This is a genomic window from Photobacterium aquimaris (assembly GCF_002954455.1).
GTDB lineage: Bacteria > Pseudomonadota > Gammaproteobacteria > Enterobacterales > Vibrionaceae > Photobacterium > Photobacterium aquimaris.
This window is the reverse complement of the sequence record NZ_MSCC01000003.1, coordinates 99,619-123,486: the sequence shown is the minus strand read 5'-3', so window position 1 is coordinate 123,486 and position 23,868 is coordinate 99,619. Positions and strand designations below refer to the sequence as shown.

The following is a 23,868-nucleotide window of genomic DNA, read 5'->3' as shown; positions in this document are numbered from 1 at the left end:
TCGATATTTTTAAGTTAATACCAGTGCTAACATACAGCATTATTGTATTGCTATGGAGTGTAAGCGATGGTTTATAAACATATTCTCGCTGCTATTGATCTTTCTGAAGACAGCGCCTATCTAGTCGATAAAGCCGCTAAACTAGCGCAATCATTGGATGCAAAACTATCACTGGTCCATATCGATGTCGATTACGCTGATCTCTACACTGGTTTGATTGATATAAATCTAGCAGAGATGCATGAGCGCGCTGAAACTGATGCTCAAAATAGATTACACCAACTGGCTAATAATGCTGGCTACCCTGTCGCACACACACTTGTTGGTAGCGGCGATTTAAGCGAAGAGATTTGCGTTGCGATTAAAGATCTCAATGTTGATTTGGTTATTTGTGGTCATCATCAAGATTTTTGGAGCAAAATTTTATCATCGACTCGCCAACTTATTAGCCGTACTCCGGTTGATTTATTAATGGTACCACTTAAATAGTTCCGCTTCATTACAGCAGTCGTTGCTATAACGACTGCTGATCATTCCTATTTCACCTGCTGTAATTCATATTCCTACTGCCGCAATTTAGTTACACTCTCATTACCCTTTACCAACACACTCTATTGCGACGATGAGATACTTATCTGTAATAACCCTATTATGGGCGTTTTCTTTTAGTTTGATTGGCGTTTATCTTGCTGGTCAAGTCGATGCTTGGTTTTCAGTACTTACCCGTGTTTGTTTAGCGGCTATGGTTTTTTTACCGTTTTTACGTACCAAACATTTACACCCTAAGCTTGCTATCAAATTAATGACAGTCGGCGCATTTCAACTCGGGTTAATGTATTGCTTCTACTACCAATCATTTCTATATTTAACCGTACCCGAAGTATTATTGTTCACTATTTTCACGCCAATTTATGTCACTCTGATCTACGATGCGCTGCATAAACAATTCTCGCCATGGTACTTACTCAGCGCAGTCATTGCGGTATTAGGTGCGGCAGTGATTAAATTTGAAGGCATCAATCAGCACTTTATTATTGGATTTTTAATCGTCCAAGGGGCTAATCTATGCTTTGCAATAGGCCAAGTCGGTTACAAAAGAATTATGGAGCAAGAGCAGGCTGATATTCCACAACATGCCGTGTTTGGCTGGTTTTATTTAGGTGCAGTGTGTGTCGCAGTACCAATGTATCTCTTGTTTGGTAATAGTGCCAAGTTACCAACAACTTCATTACAATGGGGGATTTTAGTTTATCTGGGTGTGATTGCTTCAGGGCTGGGCTATTTTATTTGGAATAAAGGCGCGACATTAGTTAATGCTGGCGCATTAGCGATCATGAATAACGCCTTAGTGCCCGCTGGATTAATCGTTAATATTGTGATTTGGAATCATAATGTCGATTACCCGCGATTAATTATCGGCGGTGGAATTATATTATTGTCGCTATGGTTTAACGAAAGCTGGATAAAAAATAAAGTTACCGCTCAACGCCAGACACAAAAAACGTCGTCATAGCCACAATATAATCACCAAAAAGGCGCGATAATCGCGCCTTTTTAACAAGTTGAAGCTGTCTTAAATAAATGCAAACGCATCGGCAAACATATGCTCACGTAACGCACCTTTTTCAGTACAGAAACGTTCACGCGCGGCACCCGCCATTTCAAAACGGCCACACACATAAATATCATAGGCAGATAAGCTTACAAAATCCTCAGCAACTGCGTCCAATACATTGCCAACCTTACCCTGCCAACCTTCTGGCGCTGTTTCTACCACAGGTACATAGCTAATATTGGCGTATTGCTGTGCCAAGGCCTGCATTTCATCATTCGCGTATAACTGACACAAATCACGCCCGCCCCAATAAATGAATATCGGTTGCGTTAAGCCACGGCTAATGCAGTTATCGACCATGCTACGAATATAAGAAAACCCAGTGCCACCAGCGATCATCACTAATGGGCGCTGACTTTCATGGCGTAGCCATGCTTCACCATGCGCAGCTTCAATAGTTACAGGTTGCTGCTCTGTGAGAGCATTTTTCATGGTATCAACCACTTCTAACGCATAAGCATTATGTTCTGCTGCACCAATATGAAGTTCAAGCTCACCTTGACGACAAGGGCTACTTGCAATCGAAAATGGGCGTTTATCTTTATCACCCATCACTGCTAATAAGTATTGGCCCGCTTTAAAATCGAGGGCTTGTAATGGCTTTAATAAAATACGAAATGTATTACATGCCAACGGTTCAACTGACTTTACTTCACATTGGATAGACATGGTTTTCCTCTAGTCTAACGATAATACCAAGTCACTTTCTACCCTCGCAAGGCAAGCAAAAATCCAGCCTTGTGCCTGCTCTTGTGGCGTTAACATTGGCTCAAGCTGATAGCTTATTTGACCTTGCTGTTTACGGCACATACACATCGCACAAGCGCCAACCTGACAGCGATTAGGGAAAGCAATACCTGCGTCGAGCGCTGCTTGTAATACTGTTTGCTGCGCACTGGCAACAAAAGTAATGTTATTGGGCAACAGGCGTACTTGGTACATAAAAAACTCTCAATTCAAGGCCATATTTTGCCCCTGAAACATAAAAATATCAGCTTATTGATTGTTACTAAAAATAATCATGAAAGCTTACTAATCAAGTGCTAATTGTGCCCACATAGCATCAACACGCGCCACTATCTGGGGATCTTTAATAATCGGCGTACCCCATTCACGTTGGGTTTCAGTGCCAATTTTATTGGTAGCATCAAAACCAATCTTTGAGCAACGATCTGTGGTCGCGGCAATTAATACCGTATCACGACTGGGATCCATACGGGTTGTAACAGCCCAAATAACATCATTCCAATCACGAACATTGACATCACCATCGCACATAATCACAAATTTGGTATCGGTGAATTTATTCAAGCAGGCCGATACTGCAGCCATGCTCTGCAAAGCTTCACCAGCAACGGTTTTATTGATACTCACGATTGCCATGCTGTGATCAGCGGCTTGTGGCGGCAAATAACAATCAATGATCGCGGGAAATTGCTGCCGCAAGGCGACTAATTCAGCCTCAATATCACACTCAGCAGGCTTTAATCCTAGCGATGTAGTTGCGGTATTTGCTAACTCTGCGGGCCATTTAATGGTGGCATCTATCCCCATTTTGGAGCCTAAGCCCACCACTGGTGATGCAAAGTCCAATGAATCAATTGGAGTATTATCAATCATCAATGTGTCTCGAACAGGATCCATGCGCGTTGTCATCGCATAGATCACACTATGCCAATCACGCGCATTAACATCCTCATCACACACAATCACAAATTTAGTGTACATAAACTGGCGTAAAAATGACCACACTCCCATCATGACCCGTTTAGCATGGCCTGGGTATTGCTTTTTCATCGTCACTACCGCCATGCGGTAAGAGCATCCTTCTGGCGGCAAATAAAAATCGACAATCTCAGGAAACTGTTTATGTAAAATAGGCACAAACACTTCGTTTAACGCCACGCCAAGTACTGCTGGTTCATCTGGTGGACGACCAGTATAAGTACTGTGATAAATCGGATCGTTACGCATCGTAATATGAGTGATAGTAAACACATGGTGACGTTCAACCTCATTGTAATAGCCGGTATGATCGCCATAAGGACCTTCATCAGCGTATTCTTCAGGGTCGATATAGCCTTCCATTACAATTTCAGCACTGGCTGGTACTTGTAGATCATTGCTGATGCTTTTAACCACTTCAGTACGACTACCACGTAATAAACCAGCAAATGCGTATTCAGATAGCGTATCAGGTACTGGTGTTACCGCGCCAAGTACTGTCGCAGGATCAGCGCCAAATGCCACCGTTACCGGAAATTTTTCACCAGGATGGGCTTCACACCATTCACGCATATCTAACGCGCCACCACGATGAGCAAGCCAGCGCATAATCACTTTATTCTTAGCGATTTTTTGTTGGCGATATATACCTAAATTTTGGCGTTTTTTATTAGGGCCACGGGTAATAGTCAGACCCCATGTAAGCAACGGAGCGACATCATCAGGCCAGCAACTCATCACTGGAATTTTATCTAAATCAACCTCGTCACCCTGCCATATAATTTGTTGGCAAGCCGCTTTACGAAGCACCTTGGTTGGCATATTAAGCACTTGCTTAAACACCGGAATTTTATTAATTGCATCTCGTAAGCCATGTGGTGGCTCTGGCTCTTTTAAATAAGCTAACCATTCGCCTACTTCACGTAATTGCTTAACATTATCACGCCCCATTCCCATCGCCACTCGTTCAGGGGTACCAAACAAGTTGGCTAACACTGGCATGTCATAACCTACAGGATTTTCAAACAACAATGCTGGCCCACCAGCCCGCAAGGTGCGATCGCAAATCTCAGTCATTTCCTGATTAGGATCGACTGGCTGCTGAATACGTTGTAATTGCCCTTGTTGCTCTAAATAAGCAATAAAGTCACGTAAATCCTTGTATTTCATGCGACTACCTGTAGCTAAACCAAGCCAATCAATATAACTGACAATGACTTAATGAGAATGATTTTTGCTAGTATAACCAGTTGTGGGACGGAAAACACCTATCGACAAAAAAAAGAAAATACCCTTTTAAATTCTGTGGGTTAACAACTAAAAACAATCATCATTGTTAAATTTCAGCCATAAAAAAACGCCACTCTAGAGTGACGTTTTTAATTCAACAACAACCAACTACATTATGATTTCTGACGACGCATTGCGTCAAAGAACTCTTCGTTAGTTTTGGTCATTGATAGTTTGTCGATCAAGAATTCCATGCTGTCAGTTTCACTCATTGGGTGAACGATCTTACGCAGGATCCACATCTTCTGTAGTTCATCAGCTTTTGCTAATAACTCTTCACGACGAGTACCAGAACGATTGATATCAATCGCAGGGAAAACACGCTTCTCAGCAATCTTGCGAGAAAGGTGCAGTTCCATGTTACCAGTACCTTTAAATTCTTCGTAGATAACTTCATCCATTTTAGAGCCAGTATCAACTAACGCTGTTGCGATGATTGTTAAGCTACCGCCTTCTTCAACGTTACGTGCCGCACCAAAGAAGCGCTTAGGACGGTGAAGGGCGTTGGCATCCACACCACCTGTTAGAACTTTACCAGATGAAGGAATAACGGTGTTGTAAGCACGTGCTAGACGAGTAATTGAGTCAAGCAAGATAACGACATCTTTCTTGTGCTCTACTAGACGTTTGGCTTTTTCAATTACCATCTCAGCCACTTGTACGTGACGTGAAGCTGGCTCATCAAACGTTGATGCAATTACTTCGCCTTTAACAAGACGTTGCATCTCAGTTACTTCTTCTGGGCGCTCATCGATAAGCAATACCATTAACTCACACTCAGGGTGGTTATGGGCAATACTTTGGGCAATGTTTTGCAGCAACATTGTTTTACCCGCTTTGGGCGGTGCAACAATCAGACCACGTTGGCCTTTACCAATCGGTGATGCTAAATCAAGAACACGTGCAGTGATGTCTTCAGTAGAACCGTTACCGCGCTCCATACGCATACGTGAGTTTGCGTGCAGTGGAGTAAGGTTTTCGAAAAGGATTTTATTACGAGCGTTGTCGGGTTTATCGTAGTTTACTTCGTTAACTTTCAGTAGGGCAAAGTAACGTTCGCCATCTTTTGGTGGACGAATCTTTCCGGCAATAGTATCACCAGTACGAAGGTTAAAACGACGAATTTGGCTTGGTGATACATAAATATCATCAGGGCCTGCAAGGTAAGAACTGTCTGCGCTACGCAGAAAGCCGAAGCCATCTTGCAAAATCTCTAGAACACCGTCGCCAAAAATATCCTCACCACTTTTAGCATGTTGCTTAAGAATGGAGAAGATGATGTCCTGCTTACGTAGGCGGGCCAGGTTTTCCAATCCTAAACTTTCGCTAAGTGATACCAACTTAGGAATAGGTTGGCTCTTGAGTTCTGTAAGATTCATAGTGGTGGGTTTCTTGTTTGTCAAAATCGGGGTTCTATATTAGTTGAGATAAGAATGACCAATAGGGCTTGGTCAAGAAATGAACGAAAATGTAGTTTCTGTGCGTTACGTTAACACTAAACGTTCTCTTCGTCTAGCATAGTCGCTAGACAAACCATGCACAACTTAGAAATTGTGCATGGCTCGCAATTATATCACTTATAAGTTCGCTTCAAGGAACTCTTTCAGCTGAGTTTTTGATAACGCGCCAACTTTAGTTGCGGCAACTGCGCCATCTTTAAACAGCAATAACGTTGGAATACCACGAATACCAAACTTTGGCGGCGTCGCCGCGTTTTGGTCGATATTTAATTTACCAATCGTTAGTTTACCTTCATATTCATCAGCGATTTCATCAAGAATAGGGGCTATCATTTTACATGGACCACACCATTCAGCCCAAAAATCGACGAGTACCGGGCTCGCAGCATTGACAACATCAGTATCAAAACTTTCATCGGTAAGCTGCACAATCTTATCGCTCATCTTCCACTCCAACAGTGATTTTGTTAGCTGATATTGAATTAACCAGCAAATCGTTATCCTATTTGAATGGAATACGTTTCGTATTGCAACCCTAAGCTGATATTCTATAGTAATGAAGACGACACATATCACAGAGCAGAAATTTGCCGAACTAGGGTTAAATCCCCTAGTGCTAAAAGGATTGGAAGAGAAAGGGTTTCATAATTGTACCCCGATCCAGGCCTTGGCATTGCCAGTTGTGCTCACTGGCCATGATATCGCGGGACAGGCTCAAACAGGTACGGGTAAGACCCTAGCCTTTCTGACCGCTACTTTTAACCACCTATTGGAGAACCCTGCACCAGCAGAGCGTAAAACCAACCAACCGCGAGCGATCATTATGGCGCCAACGCGGGAATTGGCGATCCAAATTTTCAATGATGCGTCATCGCTACTTGCGAGCACAGGCCTTAAAGCTGGTCTTGCTTATGGCGGCGAACCTTATGAAAAACAAAAACAAGTGTTTGATGAAGGTGTCGATATTCTGATCGGTACTTGCGGTCGTATTATCGACTTCTACAAGCAACGTGTTATTGACCTTGCAAGTATTCAAGTGGTTGTTCTTGATGAAGCTGATCGCATGTTCGATTTAGGCTTTATTAAAGATATTCGCTTCTTGTTCCGTCGCATGCCTGAGCCAAAAGCGCGTTTAAACATGCTGTTCTCTGCCACGTTATCATACCGTGTTAAAGAGCTAGCTTTTGAGCATATGAATAGTCCTGAAAGCGTTGTGGTTGAACCTGAACAAAAAACAGGCCACCGTATTAAAGAAGAGCTATTCTACCCATCAAACCAAGAAAAAATGCGTTTATTACAAACGTTAATTGAAGAAGAGTGGCCTGATCGTGCGATTATTTTCGCCAATACTAAACATCGTTGTGAAGATGTTTGGGGTCATTTAGCCGCTGATGGTCATCGCGTTGGTTTACTTAATGGTGATGTACCGCAGAAAAAACGTGAGCGTATTCTAGAAGAATTCACTAAAGGTGATATTGATATCCTTGTTGCAACCGATGTTGCTGCTCGTGGTCTACATATTCCAATGGTTACCCACGTATTTAACTACGATCTTCCTGATGATGCAGAAGATTATGTTCATCGTATTGGTCGTACTGGTCGTGCTGGTGAAAGTGGCCATTCAATCAGCTTCGCTTGTGAAGAGTACGCAATTAACTTGCCTGCGATTGAAACTTATATCGAGCATGGTATTCCACAATCAAAATATGATTCTGATGCCCTTTTAGATGATTTACCTGCACCGATTCGCTTACAGCGCAATCCTCGCCAAGGTGGTCGTCGTAATAACCAGCGTCAAGGTCAAGGCCAGGGGCAATCTCGTCAGCGTAATAATCGCCGTCGTCCGCCACAAAACAAACCAGCATAAAATAAGTTAAAGTATCTCTATGGAAAGAAATTCAGTATCACCGCTTTATGCCGCAATTGATTTAGGTTCAAACAGCTTTCATATGTGGGTTGTACGTGAAGTCAATGGCAGTGTTCAGACGCTCGCTAAAATCAAACGTAAAGTACGTTTAGCGGCAGGGTTGAATAATCACAACGAACTCAGCCAAGATGCCATTCAACGCGGGCTTGACTGTTTGGCTATCTTTGCCGAGCGTTTGCAGGATATCAAACCTGATCATATTCGCATTGTTGGTACTGCCGCCTTGCGTACAGCGGTCAATGCTAACGAATTTCTTTCTCAAGCTCACAGTATTCTTGGCTATCCTGTGAGCGTTATTGCGGGTGAAGAAGAAGCACGTATTATCTATCAAGGGGTAGCGCATACCTCTGGTGGCAGTGATAAACGTCTGGTAGTCGATATAGGCGGCGCCAGTACCGAAGTCATTATCGGTGAAGGTTTTGACGCTAATGCATTGACGAGCCTTAAAATTGGTTGTGTCACATGGCTGGAGCGTTATTTTAAAGATCGCTACCTTACCTCAGTCAACTTCGATGCCGCTATTAATGGCGCTAAAGAAGCGATTGAAGCTATTATTGAGCGTTACACTCAGCAAGGCTGGGAAACCTGTGTTGGCGCAAGTGGTACTGTGCAAGCATTACAAGAAATTATGCTCGCACAAGGCATGGATGAAATCATCACTCTGCCAAAACTTAAACGCCTTCAACGCCAAGCGATGCAATACGAACGCTTGGAAGATCTTGATATTGAAGGTTTAACATTAGAGCGAGCGCTAGTTTTCCCTAGCGGATTATCGATTCTAATCGCCCTATTTGAATCATTACAAATCGAATCAATGACCCTCGCTGGCGGTGCGCTACGCGAAGGCTTGGTCTATGAAATGATGGATCAAATGCGTCATCACGATGTGTGCTCACGAACAATTATGAGCATGCAACAACGGTTTCAATTGGATCATCACCACGCAGATAACGTGAGTGATATGGCACTGGCATTATTAGCCCAGTGTGCAAATTGGCAACTGGAACCACCAGCAGAAAACCTCCTTCAAGCGGCGGCCAAATTACATGAAATTGGTGCTAGCATTGAATTTAAAAAAAGTGGTGAACATGCGGCTTACTTAATTAAGCACATGGACTTACCTGGCTTCACTCGCGCACAAAAAAATCTTATTGCTGAGTTATTGCGTCGTCATAACGGCCCATTAACCAGCTTACCAGAACAATATGCGTTATCAGCGCCAAGTGCTGCTCGTTTACTACGCTTGTTACGACTGGCGATTATTTTATGCCATCGCCGCGATCAAAACTGTTTGCCTCCCTTTAGCTTACGCATGGAAGACAACAAATTGACCTTGTTATTATCGGCGAAATGGTTGATCAATAATCCGCTTACTCGTAGCGAATTAACCCAAGAAGCTACCCGTCAAACTGATATGGGCTGGCCAATGGTCGTAACGGCACAAGACTGATCAATAGCATTACAATCTAGCGATGAGGGTTGCCCTCTTAGCTCTAGGATCAAAAAAGGCTCCCTTTAAGGAGCCTTTTTTATTTGCTATCGCTTTGTAATCTGTCAGCCTTAGCCTGTAATACCACTATGACGCAGCATTGCATCTAATTGTGGTTCACGGCCACGGAAACGCTTAAACAGCTCCATTGGCTCTTCACTACCGCCTTTTTCTAACACACAGGTTAGGAAGTCGTTACCGGTTTGCGGGTTAAAGATACCTTCTTCTTCAAAGCGTGAGAATGCATCTGCTGATAATAATTCAGCCCACAAGTAACTGTAATAGCCTGCACTGTAGCCACCAGCAAAAATATGACTAAAGCTATGAGGGAAACGCCCCCACTCAGGGCTTGGCACCACTGAAACTTTGTCTTTAACCTCAAATAAGGTCTCTAATACTTGCGCACCAACCTCGGGATCGTAGTTAGAGTACAAGCTGAAATCAAACAATCCAAACTCAAGCTGGCGTAAAATAAACATCGCTGATTGGAAATTCTTCGCCGCGAGCATTTTATCAAGCATCAGTTTTGGTAACGGCTCACCAGTCTCGTAATGGCCCGAAATAAACGCTAATGCCTCTTCTTGCCAGCACCAATTTTCAAGAAATTGACTTGGTAGCTCTACTGCATCCCACGGCACACCATTAATGCCAGATACCGCTGCAACATCAATTTGGGTTAGCATATGGTGAATACCATGACCCGTTTCATGGAATAAGGTCGTAACTTCATTATGAGTAAACAGCGCTGGCTGATCGCCCACTGGACGATTAAAGTTACAGGTTAGATAAGCCACTGGTGTTTGTAGGCTACCGTCGATACGTGTACGACGTACCACACACTCATCCATCCACGCACCACCACGCTTGTGCTCACGAGCATATAAATCTAAGTAGAAGCTGCCGCGTAATGTGCCTTGGTTGTCAAAGATGTCATAGAACTTCACCGACTCGTGCCATACTTCCACGCCTTGACGTTGTTTGATTTCAAGACCAAATACACGCTTTAGTACTTCAAATAATCCCGCAACCACCTTTTGTTCAGGGAAGTATGGACGTAATTCTTCATCTGAAATGCTGTAACGATGCTGCTTTAGCTTTTCAGAATAAAACGCAAAATCCCACGGCTCTAATTGCTCCACCCCAAATTCATTGCGAGCATAATCACGTAACTCAGCAACTTCACGTTCACCTTGTGGTTTGGCGCGATCAGCTAAGTCATTTAAAAAGCCCAACACTTGATCGGTCGATTGTGCCATTTTGGTTGCCAGTGATTTCTCACCATAATTGCTAAACCCTAATAAACTCGCAATCTCATGACTGAGTTTAAGTTTTTCAGCAATAATTTCTGAATTATCAAACTCACCCGCATTAGGACCACGATCGGAGGCGCGAGTACTAAATGCTTGATACATTTCAGCCCGTAGCTCACGGTTTTCACAATAAGTCATCACAGGTAAATACGATGGAATATCAAGCGTAAACAAGTAACCTTGCTCGCCTTTAGCTTCTGCATTCGCTTGTGCCGCTTGCAATGCCGATTCAGGCAAGCCACGCAGTTGCTCAACATCAGTGATCACCTTGCTCCATGCCATAGTCGCATCTAAGACATTATTGCTAAAGGTTGAAGCAAGTTCAGACAAACGCTTACTGATATCACCAAAACGCTGCTGTTGCTCTGCAGGTAAACCTATGCCTGATAACTCAAACGCTTTTAGCGCATCATTTACAGCTTTTTGTTGGGCTTGACTCAAATCAGCAAAATCGTCACTGGCTTGAATCATTTTATACGCGTCATAAAGGCCTTTATGTTGTCCAACCCAAGTGCCGTAGTCTGACAATAGCGGTAAGCAGCTTTCATACGCTTGACGTAACTCGGGGCTATTTTTAACCCCATTAAGATGACCAACTGGAGACCAAATACGTCCAAGACGATCATCTAATTCAGCCAGTGGACGACAAATTGTGTTCCAAGTTGGCATTTGTAATTGAGATAGCACTGATTCAACGTTGTTACGGCAATCAGTGATCGCTTGTTCAACCGCAGGTTTAATGTGCTCAGGTTTAATATGAGCAAACGGTGGCAAATCAGTCATCGTCAATAATGGGTTAGACATACGCTTTTCCTTTATTTTTATCTTATTATTAACATGCGCCCGCGATAGATAAATTTCAATCCTTTGCTCGGTTTAGAGTATAAAAAGGCAGAAATAGCGCACTTCCTCTGTCTTGATAGTAGCAAAGGTTGGCACCATGGTTGGATATTGGTGAATAATTGACGATAATAGCCTTTAGCACCCCTGCTTTAGATACCGATAGAGACTAATTTCATGCTGAGTTATCGCCACAGCTTTCACGCTGGCAACCACGCAGATGTGGTTAAACACATTGTTCAAAGCCTAATTCTGGATGCACTCAAGCAAAAAGATAAACCGTTCGTGTATCACGATACTCACTCAGGTGTTGGTCGTTACGATCTGCAAGATGAGCGCAGCGAAAAAACCGGTGAGTTTAAGCAAGGTATCGCCCGTATTTGGTCTCGCGATGATATTCCTACCGAAATTGGCGCATATATTGAGGCAATTAAAGCCCTTAATGACAGCGATGAATTACGTTACTACCCAGGCTCACCTAAGGTGGCACGTGCACAGATTCGTGATCAAGACCGCATGGTGTTAACCGAATTACACCCAAGTGATTTTCCATTATTACTGCAAGAGTTTCGTGGTGATCGCCACGTTAAAATGTACCAAGAAGATGGCTTCGCACGTTTAAAAGCCAGTTTGCCGCCCAAAGAACGTCGCGGAGTGGTATTGATTGATCCACCTTATGAGCTTAAGCACGAATACCAAGATGTGGTGAAAGCAATTAAGCAAAGCCATAAACGTTGGGCAACAGGTACTTACGCAATCTGGTACCCTGTGGTTTACCGCGAAACAATTGATAATATGCTTCAAGGCCTAAAAGATTTAGACATTCGCAATATTCTCCAAATTGAGCTTGGCGTTGAACCCGATACTGAAGAGCGCGGCATGACAGCATCAGGCATGATTGTGATTAACCCACCATGGAAACTTGCGACTCAAATGGAGCAAATCCTGCCATGGTTACAACAAGCCATTGCACCGAATCACGGCCATTATAAAGTTGAGTGGATCGTACCAGAGTAACTGACTGACGTTACTTTGCACAATAAACAGCCACTTTTGTTGGTGGCTGTTACATTTCTTAGATTACAACCAGCATTATCGATGGTAAAGTAACTTATTAATCGATTTTTCCGATTTTAAATCCTCGTCACTCAGCCCAATCTTGATTACACTAGGTGACAGTGAATATTCATAACATCTATTGGAGTAAAGTCATGGCAAAGCATTTTGATTACATCTGCATCGGTGGTGGTAGCGGTGGTATTGCATCAGCAAACCGTGCGGCAATGTATGGCGCTAAAGTAGCAATCATTGAAGCAAAAGCCCTTGGTGGTACTTGCGTTAACGTTGGTTGTGTACCCAAAAAAGTAATGTGGCATGGTGCTCAAATCGCTGAAGCTATGCACCTTTACGCAAAAGATTACGGCTTTGACGTTGATGTAAAGGGTTTTAACTGGAGCAAACTGGTTGAAAACCGTGAAGCTTACATCAGCCGTATTCATACCTCTTACGACAATGTATTGGGCAAAAATAACGTTGAAGTGATCAATGGCTTTGCGACTTTTGTTGATGCCAAAACAATTGAGGTCAATGGTGAGCATTACACCGCCGATCATATTTTGATCGCCGTTGGTGGTGAACCAACAATTCCAAATGTACCTGGTGCTGAATACGGCATTGATTCCAACGGTTTCTTTGAACTTAATGAGCAACCTAAACGTACAGCTATTGTTGGTGCGGGTTATATTGCCGTTGAAATCGCAGGCGTATTGAGTGCCCTAGGCACTGATACTCATCTGTTTGTACGTAAAGAATCACCACTACGTAGCTTCGATCCAATGATTGTTGATACCTTAGTTGAAGTTATGGCAGCCGAAGGTCCAACCCTTCACACTCACTCTATTCCTAAGCAAGTGGTTAAAGAAGCTGACGGTTCAATTACACTGCATTTTGAAAATGGTGAATCACACAATACCGATTTACTGATTTGGGCAATTGGTCGTCATCCAGCGACTGACAAAATCAACCTTCAAGCAACAGGTGTTGAAACCAATGCGCGTGGCTACATCAAAGTAGACCAATACCAAGCAACCAATGTTGAAGGTATCTATTGTGTCGGTGACATCATGGAAGGCGGTATCGAGCTAACACCAATTGCGGTTAAGGCTGGTCGTCAATTATCTGAGCGTCTGTTTAATAACAAGCCAGAAGCGAAGATGGATTACACTTTAGTACCTACTGTTGTGTTTAGCCACCCGCCAATCGGCACCATTGGTCTAACGACCCAAGAAGCGATTGAGCAATATGGTGAACAAAATGTCAAAGTCTACCAATCAGGCTTTACTGCAATGTATACCGCAGTCACCAGTCACCGTCAGCCATGTAAAATGAAATTGGTATGTGCTGGTGCAGATGAGAAAGTTGTCGGTCTACATGGTATTGGTTATACCGTTGATGAAATGATTCAAGGTTTTGGTGTGGCAATGAAGATGGGCGCAACGAAAGCCGATTTTGATAGCGTAGTTGCTATTCACCCAACTGGCTCTGAAGAGTTTGTTACTATGCGTTGATCGCACTAATACTTGATATTAAAGCTGGTTTATCCTTTTTATAAATTGGATAACCAGCTTTTTTTTGGTCGATTAACCGTGGTGATGATGATGTCCATCGTCATGGTTATGACCACAACCACATGTTGGTGCAATCACAGTTTGAATTGGCGTTAGCGTAATCTGCGCTAATAATTCTTCTGTGCTGACGGTATTTAATAAATGCATATTTTCAGCATTAACCGCCATAGGATCTTCAATCGCACGCTGGGTTTGCATCACTGCAACCACTTGCTCAGTCACTGCCGCTGGTAATGACAACTCACGGATCACTTTAAGTTCATTATTAGCTGTATCTAATGCCATCATTGATAATGCTAATGTTGGTGTCGTTGGCTGCTGAAAATATTCTGCAGGGATCGCTGCTGCGTTAAACTGAATATCAAACGCAAGTTCTGCCAATTTAAAGACCACTAAACAACCGCCATTATCAGTTTTCATCAAACCAAATTCTGCGGTGGCTTCTGCCATCATCTGTTGTTCATCTGCGGTGATACCGTTTAAACCGATAAAAACAATATTGCTCATATCATTGCGGAACATCTCAATAACGGCGCCATCGCCGGCAACAAATGGATGTTCATCAATAATCTGACCGACATGAAATTGCTGATTTGAATGTGCTGTCATGGTGTACCTCATCGTTATTTTCGCTCAGTCGCTTCAGTTTACACCAAATCAACCAGCAGTTATGTTATCAATTTATTATTAACCATTACCTATTCAATAACAATACAGCAAAAAGCCAAAACACTATTACCAAATAGTAACAATGTTCATAATTTAGACCCAAAAAAGCCCTAACAAAAAGTTAAGGCTTTAATATATAACAACTAAATTTATATTTTATTGTGCTGGTGCAAAATCTGCTGCTGCTGCACGGTGAGCAGTATAAATTGCTTCACCATCGCTTTCTGCATCAAAGATAACCTTAACATCTGGACTAAATAGAATAACATCGCCAACTTCAGCAACATATTTAGTGCCAGCTTCATCGCGCACAACAATCTTACCTTTGGTGATCACTTTATACTCAACAGAATCGTAGAAGTATTCAAATTCAACCCCAGGTGCCATTGTGAAATGACCAATGGTTAACGCATTGCTGTTAGTCGTTACAGCAACTTCAGCCATATCACTTTTTAGACCTTCAACTTCAAGTAACTTGCTTAAATCGTTAAGCTTAAAAGAACCTGATTTGATCAGTGTAATACCTGGCTTAGTTGTTAATGTTGTCATCAGTAGCGCCTTATTTTTATAGTAAGACCAAAGTCAATTCAGTGATCTTATCAAGTACAGATGATCAAATTACCATCACAGCAATTGGATCTATTATTGGATTTGGGAGTAACAAAAATCAATATTGACGGTTGAAATTATTTAATAACCTCAAACGACTATTTATTTAATTGAGCATCATCTTGAGTGATGCTTTCTGATGTCAATAAGTGTAACTCATCACCTAAAATCAACAATAGCTTAAAAATATAAATACTATTACTGCACAGTAACAATCAACACCATATTCAGTACAAATGTTATTAATCGCTTTTTTGTTTAAAAAAAATCAGTGCTACATACTTCAAGCACAAAAATAGCAATCACGAATAAAAACCCCAAATAACCGCATAATTAACCAAATTTTTTGATTGTAGACTATTCCATCTATTCAATAAAAAATGTAATCTTCAACTCCTTATTTATAGAATAATAGTGAATAGTTATTCTATTAGACCTCGGGGACACCCCCATTAATTCGGCCGTATCTACCAGTAGGTTATAAACAAATATGCATCAACAAGCAGCAGCGCCACCAAAAAACATCAACAATTGGTTAATGTTTATCATTCCATCGTTAATTGGGGTGTTTTTATTTATGGCACCGATTAACTTTGATGGTGATATCACTATTCCCATCGCTGTATTAGCAAAAACGATTCAAAGCCATTTTGAAAACTCATTAGCATCGATTGTGACTGCTGTTATCAGTTTTACCGCTGTGATGTCTATTATCACAAAACTGTTTAAGCCCGACTTTATTCTTCGCAATAGCTTTATTAATGGCTTACTCAACCCATCGCTAATGTGGTTTATCGTCCAACAGCTGGGTGCTGCTTTTGCAGTAATGACCTACTTTAATATTGGCCCGGTGATGTTTCGTAACGATGCCACTGGTGGCTTAGTGCTCAATGATTTATTACCGGTATTATTTTCAGTATTTATTTTTGCGGGTTTACTGCTACCGCTACTGCTCAATTTTGGCCTACTGGAATTTTTTGGCACTTTATTTACTCGCATCATGCGCCCTATTTTTGGGCTACCAGGTCGTTCATCAGTTAACTGTATTGCATCATGGTTAGGTGATGGTTCAGTTGGAGTATTACTGACCAGTAAGCAGTATGAATCAGGCATGTATACTCAGCGTGAAGCAGCCATTATTGGCACCACATTCTCAGCGGTATCAATCACGTTTAGTTTAGTGGTGATTGCTCAAGTAAATTTAGAACATATGTTTGCCCCATTTTACTTAACGGTATGTTTAGCAGGTTTAGTGGCAGCAATCATTGTGCCGCGTCTGCCGCCATTATCGCGTAAGAAAAATGTCTATATTAATGGCACCACAGAATCATCTCACGATGAAACTGTGCCTGCGGGTCACAATGTTTTTTCTTATGGACTTGAGCAAGCACTAAAAAAAGCAGCAGAAGTAAAAAGTATTCCTGCAATTGCACTTGATGGACTTAAAAATGCCGTTGATATGGTGTTTGGGGTGCTGCCAGTGGTAATGGCAATTGGTACTGTGGCATTAGTAGTCGCGGAAAATACACCCATTTTCGATTACCTTGGCATGCCATTTATTCCGTTCCTAGAATTGCTGCATATTCCTGAAGCAGAAGCGGCATCTAAAACTATCGTGGTCGGTTTTGCTGATATGTTCTTGCCATCGATTTTGGCATCAACCATTCAAAGTGATATGACCCGCTTTATTATTGCGGCAATGTCAGTTACTCAGTTGATTTACATGTCTGAAATTGGCGCGCTATTAATTGGTAGTAAAGTACCGGTTAAAGCATGGGAATTATTTGTGATCTTTATTTTGCGTACACTAGTAACTTTGCCAGTGATTGCACTAATGGCTCATTTAATTTTCTAAAGCATCATTATAGAAATAAAAAGGCGACCATAGTGTCGCCTTTTTTGATTTACTCTCTAGATAACAACCCCAAGCTAGCCTTTATAAATCTTGGGATTAAACACATCCCGTAGCCAATCTCCAAGCAAGTTAATCACTAATACTAAGGTAATTAATACAATGCCCGGGAACGCGGTGATCCACCATGAGCCTGAGAAAATATAATTAAAACCAATACTGATCAGTGAGCCTAATGACGGCTGATCCACTGGTAAACCTAAGCCTAAAAATGATAGTGCCGCTTCTGACATAATTGCGTTGGCAACCTGTACTGTAGAAATCACTAAAATCGGCGATAAACAGTTCGGCAAAATATGACGGAACATAATTCGTGGTGCGCGAAAGCCCATCACCTTGGCCGCTTCAACATACTCTTTCTTTTTCTCTGCCAATACTGATGCACGTACCGTTCGTGCATACTGCGGCCATTCAGCAAAACCAATGATCACCACCAGCATGATCACCGCATACTGAGCATAAGTTTCAGCCCCTAACGCGGTGCGGAAAATTGCCGAGACAATGATCGCCACCATCATGGTTGAAAACGATAGCTGCACATCGGCAATACGCATCAGCAAGCTATCAATCCGCCCACCAAAATAGCCCGCAGTTAAGCCAACAATCACCCCAATGGTTAATTGCAATGCCACTGCTAACAAACCAATCGTCAGTGATAATCGCATCCCATATAAAATGGTCGAATAAATATCTCGGCCTTGATCGTCAGTACCTAACACAAAACTTTGATCACCATCTTCCATCCACGCTGGCGGTAACTCCGAATCCATAATATCGATTGACGATAAATCATAAGGATTGGTTGGCGCGATAAAAGGTGCAAATAGTGCTGCAGTAGCAAAACTAATAAAGACAGCAAAACAAACCATTGCTACTTTATCTTTGAGAAAATAATAAACGATGTCGGAATTTTTAAAACGCTGCCAACGACTTGGTGCAACGGTGCTAATACTTTCCATGACTTATGCTCCCTTGCCCGTCAAATCTACTGTTGGGTTAACCAAGCCATAAAGGAGGTCAACAATGGTATTGGTTACCACAAAAATAAGGCCCACAAAAATCACATAAGCGGTGATCAACGGCGTATCAACTCGATTAATGGCATCTAAAAATAGCAGTCCTGTACCTGGCCACTGAAATACACTTTCGGTCAAAATGGTGTAGGCAATCATGGTACCAATCTGCACTCCACCGACAGTTAATACCGGCAACATGGTGTTTTTTAATGCATGCTGGTAATAGACCTTGTTCATAGGCAAACCTTTTGCCTTGGCGAACTTAATGTATTCAGAACTTAATACTTCCAACATTTCAGAGCGTACTAAACGAATAAATAACGGCAACATAATCGAGGCTAACGCGATACATGGCAGCACTAAATGCTTAAGGCCATCAATCGTAAAGAAACCTGACTCCCAACCTAAGTAATTAGCAGTTTCACCGCGCCCAAATGACGGTAACCACCCAAGTTCAATCGAGAACACATACATCAACATGATCGCGGTTAAGAACACCGGAATTGAAATACCAATACTACTAAACGCCATTACCGCTTTGGTAAACACGCTCCGCGGATGAATAGCGGAATACACTCCAAGTGGAATTGACACTAAAATAATGATCACTGTCGCACCAAACACTAACTCTAAGGTGGCAACTAATTTATCTAAAATCACCTCAGTCGCTGGACGCTTAAAGGTGTATGAGGTGCCCAAATCCCCTTGAATAGCATTGCTAAGAAAACGACTGTATTTAGTCACAAATGGATCGTTAAGACCTAAGTCATCACGTAATTGCTGACGTTCAGCTTCTGATACCGATTGGCCGACGAGTTCTCGTAACGGATCGCCAAGGTTATCCTGAATGGCAAATGCCACCAGACTGATCACAAACATCACTATCAGTGCCTGAAACAGGCGTTTGACCAGAAACGAAAACATTCCCTGCCCCTTTTAATTCATCCTGAAAAAATGCCGGAGCAAGCCCCGGCACTCGTATTTAACTATGGGTTACTAACGTTATTTTTCGTCAACCACTAGATCACCAAAGTATGGCTGCTCCATTGGGTTTACAACATCGGCTGCATGGACATTGGTGCGCGCACCCCATGCTAGGCTTTGCCAATGTAATGGTACAAATGCGGCTTCGTTATATAGCGTCGCTTCCACTTGTTTTAACATTGCAGCACGCTTAGCAGGATCGGTTTCAACATTGGCCTCAGTCACTAACTTATCGACCTCTGGGTTAGAATAGAAACCACAGTTATATTGGCCTTTACCGGTTTTCTCATTACGGGTCATGGTCAAAAACTCGGTCATGTTAGCGGAGTCTTCCGTATCTGCATGCCAACCAATCATCATCATATCAGCAGCACATTTATCAAATTCAGGCCAGTACTGCGCCTTAGGTAAGGTTTTCAAATCAACCTTAATTCCAATTTTTGATAGCATAGCTGCGGTTGCTTGAGCAATTTTGGCATCGTTCACGTAACGGTTATTTGGCGCTAACATGGTCAATGTAAAGCCATTTTCATAACCAGCTTGTTTCATTAATTGCTTGGCTTTTTTAACATCATAACGTGGCACTAACGCACTATCATGACCTTGATAACCCGCAGGGCTTTGTTGACCAGCAGCGGTTGCAAAACCTTTCATAATTTTTTTCACAATGCCTTCATTATTAATCGCATGCACAATTGCTTGACGGACACGGACATCTTTTAATGCTGGATTGCTATTTTGGTTCATTTGAAAAGAAATAATACGCGTACCCGGTAAGGTCACTAAATCAACCCCTGCAGCACTTTTCAGACGCTTATGATCATTAGGTGCGACATGGTCAATCATGTCGACACCACCTGAAAGTAGCGCCGCAACACGAGTGGCATCTTCTTTAATCGGCAATAGCGTAATGGTATCAACGTTACCTTTAGAATCTTTATCCCAGTAATTCGCAAAACGGGTAAATTCAACTTTTACCCCTTGCTCTCGCTGAGTCACTGTAAAGGGTCCGGTACCAGACATATTGGTTGAAGCAAATGAGTTACCATGCTTAGCAACTTCGGCTTTGTCTTTACCATCAGCGGTCTTACCGCTGTAAAACTTACTGTCCATTGGGAAAATGTAGGTCGCAGTTTGAAGTACCAATGGGTAAGCGCCTTTTGAAATAATATCGACGGTATAGTCATCGACTTTTTTCATTGCAGAATACGGTTCAAAAATGGCTTTAAAATCTGGTGATGACTGCAGACGATTAAAGGTCCAAATTACATCGTCAGCAGTCAGGGGATTACCTGAGTGAAATTTCACCCCTTGACGTAATGTAAATCGAAAAGTATTGGCATCAATACGCTGCCAGCTTTGTGCTAGACGCGGTTCAAAATCCATTTGCTGAGTAAAACGTACTAGCGGATCAAACACCATGTGCGAAAGCTGCAGTGTACCACCAGATAGTTGCTCATGAGGATCAAGTGAGACTGGATCTGACGCGTAGCCTAACTTTAAATCTGCCGCGGTAACACTAAAACTCAATCCTGCAGCAACCAATGCTAGTGCTAATTTATTCTTAATGGTTTTCATTGCATAACTCCTTTATGCCTAAGCGCCATTGCTTAGTCTATATTTCACTTCTTCTCACACATAACAACCGCTTAAGCACGTTGCTGAGGTTTGATTTCTAACCCTTTAAATTCAGGCATTAACGAAATCAAATGCTGGCTATATTGATGCTGTGGTGCGGTAAATAATTGTTCCGTTGCTGCGACTTCTAACAATGTTCCTTGTTGCATCACGCCTATTCGATCACACATTTGACGAATAACGGGTAAATCGTGACTAATAAACAACATCGTCAAATTGAGTTCATCTTGTAGATCTTTTAATAAGTTTAAAATTTGGGCTTGTACTGAAACATCCAGTGCCGATGTTGGCTCATCACAAATCAATAATCGAGGTCGAGTTGCCAATGCGCGCGCAATCGAGATCCGCTGACGTTGACCGCCCGAAAACTCATGCGGAAATTTAATTCCTGCTGCGCGTCCTAAACCAACATGATCCAATAAATCATTCACTATCTGGCGCGTTTGAGCTTCATTGTGGGTTAATTTATGAAATCGAATTGGTTCAGCAATAATGTCAAAAATACGCATTCTTGGGTTCATTGAGGTATAAGGATTTTGAAACACCATTTGCATTTGACGACGCAGTGGACGACGTTCAGCCTCACTTTTTAGCGCAGTCAGATCAATACCTTCAAAACGTACCTTGCCGCTATTGGGTGGATACAAGCCAGCAATCACCCGTGCAATAGTTGATTTACCAGAACCAGATTCTCCGACTAAGCCAAACGTTTCACCTTCAGCAATATTAAAACTGACATCATTATTGGCTTGAACATATTCACGCCGACTTTCAAATAATGAATCTTTAGTTATAAAGCGTAAGTTAACGTTTTCAACCTCAAGCAATGCCCCTTTATAAGCACGCTGATCTTGGCTTTGTCCTAACCAATGATTTTTAACATCTAATGCAGGTGCTTGTTGAGCATCTTCAATATAAGTCACCAGAGGAAAACGATTCAGTTTTATATCAGAACGGGGAACGGCTGAAATCAAACTTTGAGTATAAGGATGTTGTGGCCGACGCAGCACTTGCTCGGTAGTGCCAATTTCAACCAAATCACCACGATACATTACCGCAACGCGATCAGTGACATTTGATACCACGCCCATATCATGAGTAACCAGCATACAACCCACATTTTTCTGAACGCATAAATCACGGATCAGAGTTAATATTTGATCTTGAATCGATACATCCAATGCCGTGGTAGGCTCATCTGCAATAATTAAATCTGGCTCACCCGCTAACGCAATAGCTATCACTACCCGTTGACGCATACCGCCTGAAAATTGGTGCGGATATTGTTTAATCCGTAGTTGAGGTTCAGGAATACCCACTTGTTCCATTAATGCCAATGCACGTGTAACTGCTTCAGCTTGTGACACCTTTAAATTAGTAATAATGGTTTCAGTTAATTGCTGCTCAACCGTAAACAAGGGGTTTAATGAGGTCATTGGATCTTGAAAAATAAATCCAATTTTTGAGCCTCGTACTTTTCGCATTTGCTCAGGCGTTAACCCTGATATTTTATTACCATCGAGAAAAACCTCACCACTGGCGATTTGTCCTGGAGGGCTTAGTAAATCAATCACGGCATTACCTACCGTCGATTTACCTGCACCAGATTCTCCAACAACACCGACAATTTCACCGCGCTCAATGGTAAATGACAATGATTTTACTGCGGCATGGGTACCATGACGCGAGGGATATTCTATACGAAGATTTTTTACTTCTAATAATGCCATTATCAGACTCCACTACTGGCAGCATCCTGCCGATCTGAAAAATTAAATCCTTTTCATGCCAATACTATTGTCTGATTGCATGCCTTCCATTCAATCCGTCAAAAATATTACAAAAAAGCAACAATACAAAGTAAAAAACTATTATTAATTGTATTTTTTGAATATTTATTTCATAAAAGCGCATCAATAAACAATAGAGAGCTAAACAAATAACAATTCATAACATACTGAACAACCACAAAATAGACGAATCAAACAACACAAAAAACCATCTAGCTGTAACCATTGAAAATAATCATCATGAATATATTTTCAAAAAAAGCCACAATAATAGTTAACATTTATCAAACAAAATGTCGCTTTTAAAAAAATAAACAGTGATAAAAACCACTAAAAAAATAAAATTTAGCGTATAAAACTATATATAATCTAAATATCAAAACTTAAAAAAATAGCCGTTACAGCATATTTGCGCGGCTTTTTAGTTTTTTTACAACGTTATTATTAGGTGATGTTTATCGTTTTCTATAGATGAAAAAAACCTGAATCTTTCGATTCAGGTTTCTTAATGGTGGTCGGTGAAGAGCTAGATTCTAACATCAGGGAACCCCCGACCCTCTGGTCCGCTATTCCTAACATCAGAGACGCACTACCAATCTGTACTATTCACCATTTTCTATAGATGAAAAAAAACCTGAATCTTTCGATTCAGGTTTCTTAATGGTGGTCGGTGAAGAGGGATTCGAACCCCCGACCCTCTGGTCCCAAACCAGATGCGCTACCAAACTGCGCTATTCACCGACAATGTTTAGGCTTACAAGGCCAAGGTCTCTAATTAAAAGATAACCTGAATAATGGGGTGGCTAACGAGGCTTGAACTCGCGACAACCGGAATCACAATCCGGGACTCTACCAACTGAGCTATAGCCACCATTGTAAGTGGTCGGTGAAGAGGGATTCGAACCCCCGACCCTCTGGTCCCAAACCAGATGCGCTACCAAACTGCGCTATTCACCGACTAAATTCT

The 23,868-nt window shown here is 42.0% G+C and carries 19 protein-coding genes and 3 tRNA genes; 7 read left to right on the top strand and 15 right to left on the bottom strand.

Annotation, left to right across the window (positions count from 1 at the left end; translation table 11 throughout):
- Positions 1-66: 66 nt before the first annotated feature.
- A complete protein-coding gene (locus BTN98_RS16720) occupies positions 67-489 on the top strand; it encodes a universal stress protein (RefSeq protein ID WP_060999733.1) in 423 nt (140 codons plus the stop codon).
- Positions 490-622: 133 nt separating this feature from the next.
- Positions 623-1,513 carry a carboxylate/amino acid/amine transporter gene (locus BTN98_RS16715; protein WP_060999732.1) on the top strand — a complete coding sequence of 297 codons (891 nt, stop codon included), beginning with the start codon at positions 623-625 and terminating at the stop codon, positions 1,511-1,513.
- 60 nt (positions 1,514-1,573) lie between these two features.
- Here the strand turns inward: BTN98_RS16715 and fre are convergent, their stop codons facing one another.
- From fre to trxA, 5 genes are all read right to left on the bottom strand, one after another.
- Positions 1,574-2,284: an NAD(P)H-flavin reductase gene (gene fre, locus BTN98_RS16710; RefSeq protein WP_060999730.1), complete on the bottom strand. Its 711-nt coding sequence runs from the start codon at positions 2,282-2,284 to the stop codon at positions 1,574-1,576.
- Between the two features lie 9 nt (positions 2,285-2,293).
- A complete protein-coding gene (locus tag BTN98_RS16705; RefSeq protein ID WP_060999728.1) occupies positions 2,294-2,557 on the bottom strand; it encodes a 2Fe-2S iron-sulfur cluster-binding protein in 264 nt (87 codons plus the stop codon).
- Positions 2,558-2,647: 90 nt separating this feature from the next.
- Positions 2,648-4,510 (bottom strand): 4-hydroxy-3-polyprenylbenzoate decarboxylase, encoded by a 1,863-nt coding sequence (gene ubiD / locus BTN98_RS16700; RefSeq protein ID WP_060999726.1) that lies wholly within the window; start codon positions 4,508-4,510, stop codon positions 2,648-2,650.
- 233 nt (positions 4,511-4,743) lie between these two features.
- On the bottom strand, positions 4,744-6,009 hold the full coding sequence (rho, locus tag BTN98_RS16695) for a transcription termination factor Rho (protein ID WP_060999724.1): 1,266 nt from the start codon (positions 6,007-6,009) through the stop codon (positions 4,744-4,746).
- A gap of 198 nt (positions 6,010-6,207) precedes the next feature.
- Complete coding sequence (trxA, locus tag BTN98_RS16690; RefSeq protein ID WP_060999723.1) at positions 6,208-6,534, bottom strand: thioredoxin TrxA; 327 nt, start codon at positions 6,532-6,534, stop codon at positions 6,208-6,210.
- Between the two features lie 112 nt (positions 6,535-6,646).
- On the opposite strand from trxA, the gene rhlB reads away from it, so the two are divergent.
- Together rhlB and gppA are read left to right on the top strand one after the other, a co-directional pair.
- Positions 6,647-7,957, top strand: coding sequence for an ATP-dependent RNA helicase RhlB (gene rhlB / locus BTN98_RS16685; RefSeq protein WP_060999721.1), 1,311 nt, complete (start codon positions 6,647-6,649; stop codon positions 7,955-7,957).
- 19 nt (positions 7,958-7,976) lie between these two features.
- Positions 7,977-9,467, top strand: coding sequence for a guanosine-5'-triphosphate,3'-diphosphate diphosphatase (gene gppA / locus BTN98_RS16680; protein WP_060999719.1), 1,491 nt, complete (start codon positions 7,977-7,979; stop codon positions 9,465-9,467).
- Positions 9,468-9,577: 110 nt separating this feature from the next.
- On the opposite strand, the gene prlC is transcribed toward gppA, so the two are convergent.
- Positions 9,578-11,620, bottom strand: a complete 2,043-nt coding sequence (gene prlC / locus BTN98_RS16675) for an oligopeptidase A (RefSeq protein WP_060999717.1) — start codon at positions 11,618-11,620, stop codon at positions 9,578-9,580.
- Positions 11,621-11,833: 213 nt separating this feature from the next.
- Here prlC and BTN98_RS16670 point away from each other — a divergent pair, with 213 nt between their 5' ends.
- Positions 11,834-12,673, top strand: a complete 840-nt coding sequence (locus tag BTN98_RS16670) for a 23S rRNA (adenine(2030)-N(6))-methyltransferase RlmJ (RefSeq protein ID WP_060999716.1) — start codon at positions 11,834-11,836, stop codon at positions 12,671-12,673.
- Positions 12,674-12,867: 194 nt separating this feature from the next.
- Positions 12,868-14,223 carry a glutathione-disulfide reductase gene (gorA, locus tag BTN98_RS16665; RefSeq protein WP_060999714.1) on the top strand — a complete coding sequence of 452 codons (1,356 nt, stop codon included), beginning with the start codon at positions 12,868-12,870 and terminating at the stop codon, positions 14,221-14,223.
- A 72-nt stretch (positions 14,224-14,295) separates the two neighbouring features.
- Here the strand turns inward: gorA and BTN98_RS16660 are convergent, their stop codons facing one another.
- Positions 14,296-14,892 carry a hypothetical protein gene (locus BTN98_RS16660; RefSeq protein ID WP_060999710.1) on the bottom strand — a complete coding sequence of 199 codons (597 nt, stop codon included), beginning with the start codon at positions 14,890-14,892 and terminating at the stop codon, positions 14,296-14,298.
- A 216-nt stretch (positions 14,893-15,108) separates the two neighbouring features.
- On the bottom strand, positions 15,109-15,501 hold the full coding sequence (locus tag BTN98_RS16655) for a cupin domain-containing protein (protein WP_045032090.1): 393 nt from the start codon (positions 15,499-15,501) through the stop codon (positions 15,109-15,111).
- A 550-nt stretch (positions 15,502-16,051) separates the two neighbouring features.
- Here BTN98_RS16655 and BTN98_RS16650 point away from each other — a divergent pair.
- Positions 16,052-17,416 carry a YjiH family protein gene (locus BTN98_RS16650; protein ID WP_060999708.1) on the top strand — a complete coding sequence of 455 codons (1,365 nt, stop codon included), beginning with the start codon at positions 16,052-16,054 and terminating at the stop codon, positions 17,414-17,416.
- 74 nt (positions 17,417-17,490) lie between these two features.
- On the opposite strand, the gene BTN98_RS16645 is transcribed toward BTN98_RS16650, so the two are convergent.
- The 7 genes from BTN98_RS16645 to BTN98_RS16615 form a co-directional block, all read right to left on the bottom strand.
- A complete protein-coding gene (locus BTN98_RS16645) occupies positions 17,491-18,432 on the bottom strand; it encodes an ABC transporter permease (RefSeq protein WP_060999706.1) in 942 nt (313 codons plus the stop codon).
- 3 nt (positions 18,433-18,435) lie between these two features.
- Positions 18,436-19,413 (bottom strand): ABC transporter permease, encoded by a 978-nt coding sequence (locus BTN98_RS16640; RefSeq protein WP_060999704.1) that lies wholly within the window; start codon positions 19,411-19,413, stop codon positions 18,436-18,438.
- Positions 19,414-19,491: 78 nt separating this feature from the next.
- Positions 19,492-21,051, bottom strand: coding sequence for an ABC transporter substrate-binding protein (locus tag BTN98_RS16635; protein WP_060999703.1), 1,560 nt, complete (start codon positions 21,049-21,051; stop codon positions 19,492-19,494).
- A 71-nt stretch (positions 21,052-21,122) separates the two neighbouring features.
- Positions 21,123-22,841: a dipeptide ABC transporter ATP-binding protein gene (locus BTN98_RS16630; RefSeq protein WP_060999701.1), complete on the bottom strand. Its 1,719-nt coding sequence runs from the start codon at positions 22,839-22,841 to the stop codon at positions 21,123-21,125.
- A gap of 724 nt (positions 22,842-23,565) precedes the next feature.
- Positions 23,566-23,642: transfer RNA gene (locus BTN98_RS16625), tRNA-Pro, on the bottom strand.
- Between the two features lie 54 nt (positions 23,643-23,696).
- A tRNA-His gene (locus BTN98_RS16620) sits at positions 23,697-23,772 on the bottom strand.
- A 9-nt stretch (positions 23,773-23,781) separates the two neighbouring features.
- Positions 23,782-23,858: transfer RNA gene (locus BTN98_RS16615), tRNA-Pro, on the bottom strand.
- Between the last annotated feature and the right edge of the window lie 10 nt (positions 23,859-23,868).

What these genes read in the sequence shown, in the direction of transcription:
- BTN98_RS16720 (WP_060999733.1), top strand. Translation starts at nt 67, where the DNA reads ATGGTTTATAAACATATTCTCGCTGCTATTGATCTTTCTGAAGACAGC.
- BTN98_RS16715 (WP_060999732.1), top strand. Translation starts at nt 623, where the DNA reads ATGAGATACTTATCTGTAATAACCCTATTATGGGCGTTTTCTTTTAGT.
- fre (WP_060999730.1), bottom strand. Translation starts at nt 2,284, where the DNA reads ATGTCTATCCAATGTGAAGTAAAGTCAGTTGAACCGTTGGCATGTAAT.
- BTN98_RS16705 (WP_060999728.1), bottom strand. Translation starts at nt 2,557, where the DNA reads ATGTACCAAGTACGCCTGTTGCCCAATAACATTACTTTTGTTGCCAGT.
- ubiD (WP_060999726.1), bottom strand. Translation starts at nt 4,510, where the DNA reads ATGAAATACAAGGATTTACGTGACTTTATTGCTTATTTAGAGCAACAA.
- rho (WP_060999724.1), bottom strand. Translation starts at nt 6,009, where the DNA reads ATGAATCTTACAGAACTCAAGAGCCAACCTATTCCTAAGTTGGTATCA.
- trxA (WP_060999723.1), bottom strand. Translation starts at nt 6,534, where the DNA reads ATGAGCGATAAGATTGTGCAGCTTACCGATGAAAGTTTTGATACTGAT.
- rhlB (WP_060999721.1), top strand. Translation starts at nt 6,647, where the DNA reads ATGAAGACGACACATATCACAGAGCAGAAATTTGCCGAACTAGGGTTA.
- gppA (WP_060999719.1), top strand. Translation starts at nt 7,977, where the DNA reads ATGGAAAGAAATTCAGTATCACCGCTTTATGCCGCAATTGATTTAGGT.
- prlC (WP_060999717.1), bottom strand. Translation starts at nt 11,620, where the DNA reads ATGTCTAACCCATTATTGACGATGACTGATTTGCCACCGTTTGCTCAT.
- BTN98_RS16670 (WP_060999716.1), top strand. Translation starts at nt 11,834, where the DNA reads ATGCTGAGTTATCGCCACAGCTTTCACGCTGGCAACCACGCAGATGTG.
- gorA (WP_060999714.1), top strand. Translation starts at nt 12,868, where the DNA reads ATGGCAAAGCATTTTGATTACATCTGCATCGGTGGTGGTAGCGGTGGT.
- BTN98_RS16660 (WP_060999710.1), bottom strand. Translation starts at nt 14,892, where the DNA reads ATGACAGCACATTCAAATCAGCAATTTCATGTCGGTCAGATTATTGAT.
- BTN98_RS16655 (WP_045032090.1), bottom strand. Translation starts at nt 15,501, where the DNA reads ATGACAACATTAACAACTAAGCCAGGTATTACACTGATCAAATCAGGT.
- BTN98_RS16650 (WP_060999708.1), top strand. Translation starts at nt 16,052, where the DNA reads ATGCATCAACAAGCAGCAGCGCCACCAAAAAACATCAACAATTGGTTA.
- BTN98_RS16645 (WP_060999706.1), bottom strand. Translation starts at nt 18,432, where the DNA reads ATGGAAAGTATTAGCACCGTTGCACCAAGTCGTTGGCAGCGTTTTAAA.
- BTN98_RS16640 (WP_060999704.1), bottom strand. Translation starts at nt 19,413, where the DNA reads ATGTTTTCGTTTCTGGTCAAACGCCTGTTTCAGGCACTGATAGTGATG.
- BTN98_RS16635 (WP_060999703.1), bottom strand. Translation starts at nt 21,051, where the DNA reads ATGAAAACCATTAAGAATAAATTAGCACTAGCATTGGTTGCTGCAGGA.
- BTN98_RS16630 (WP_060999701.1), bottom strand. Translation starts at nt 22,841, where the DNA reads ATGGCATTATTAGAAGTAAAAAATCTTCGTATAGAATATCCCTCGCGT.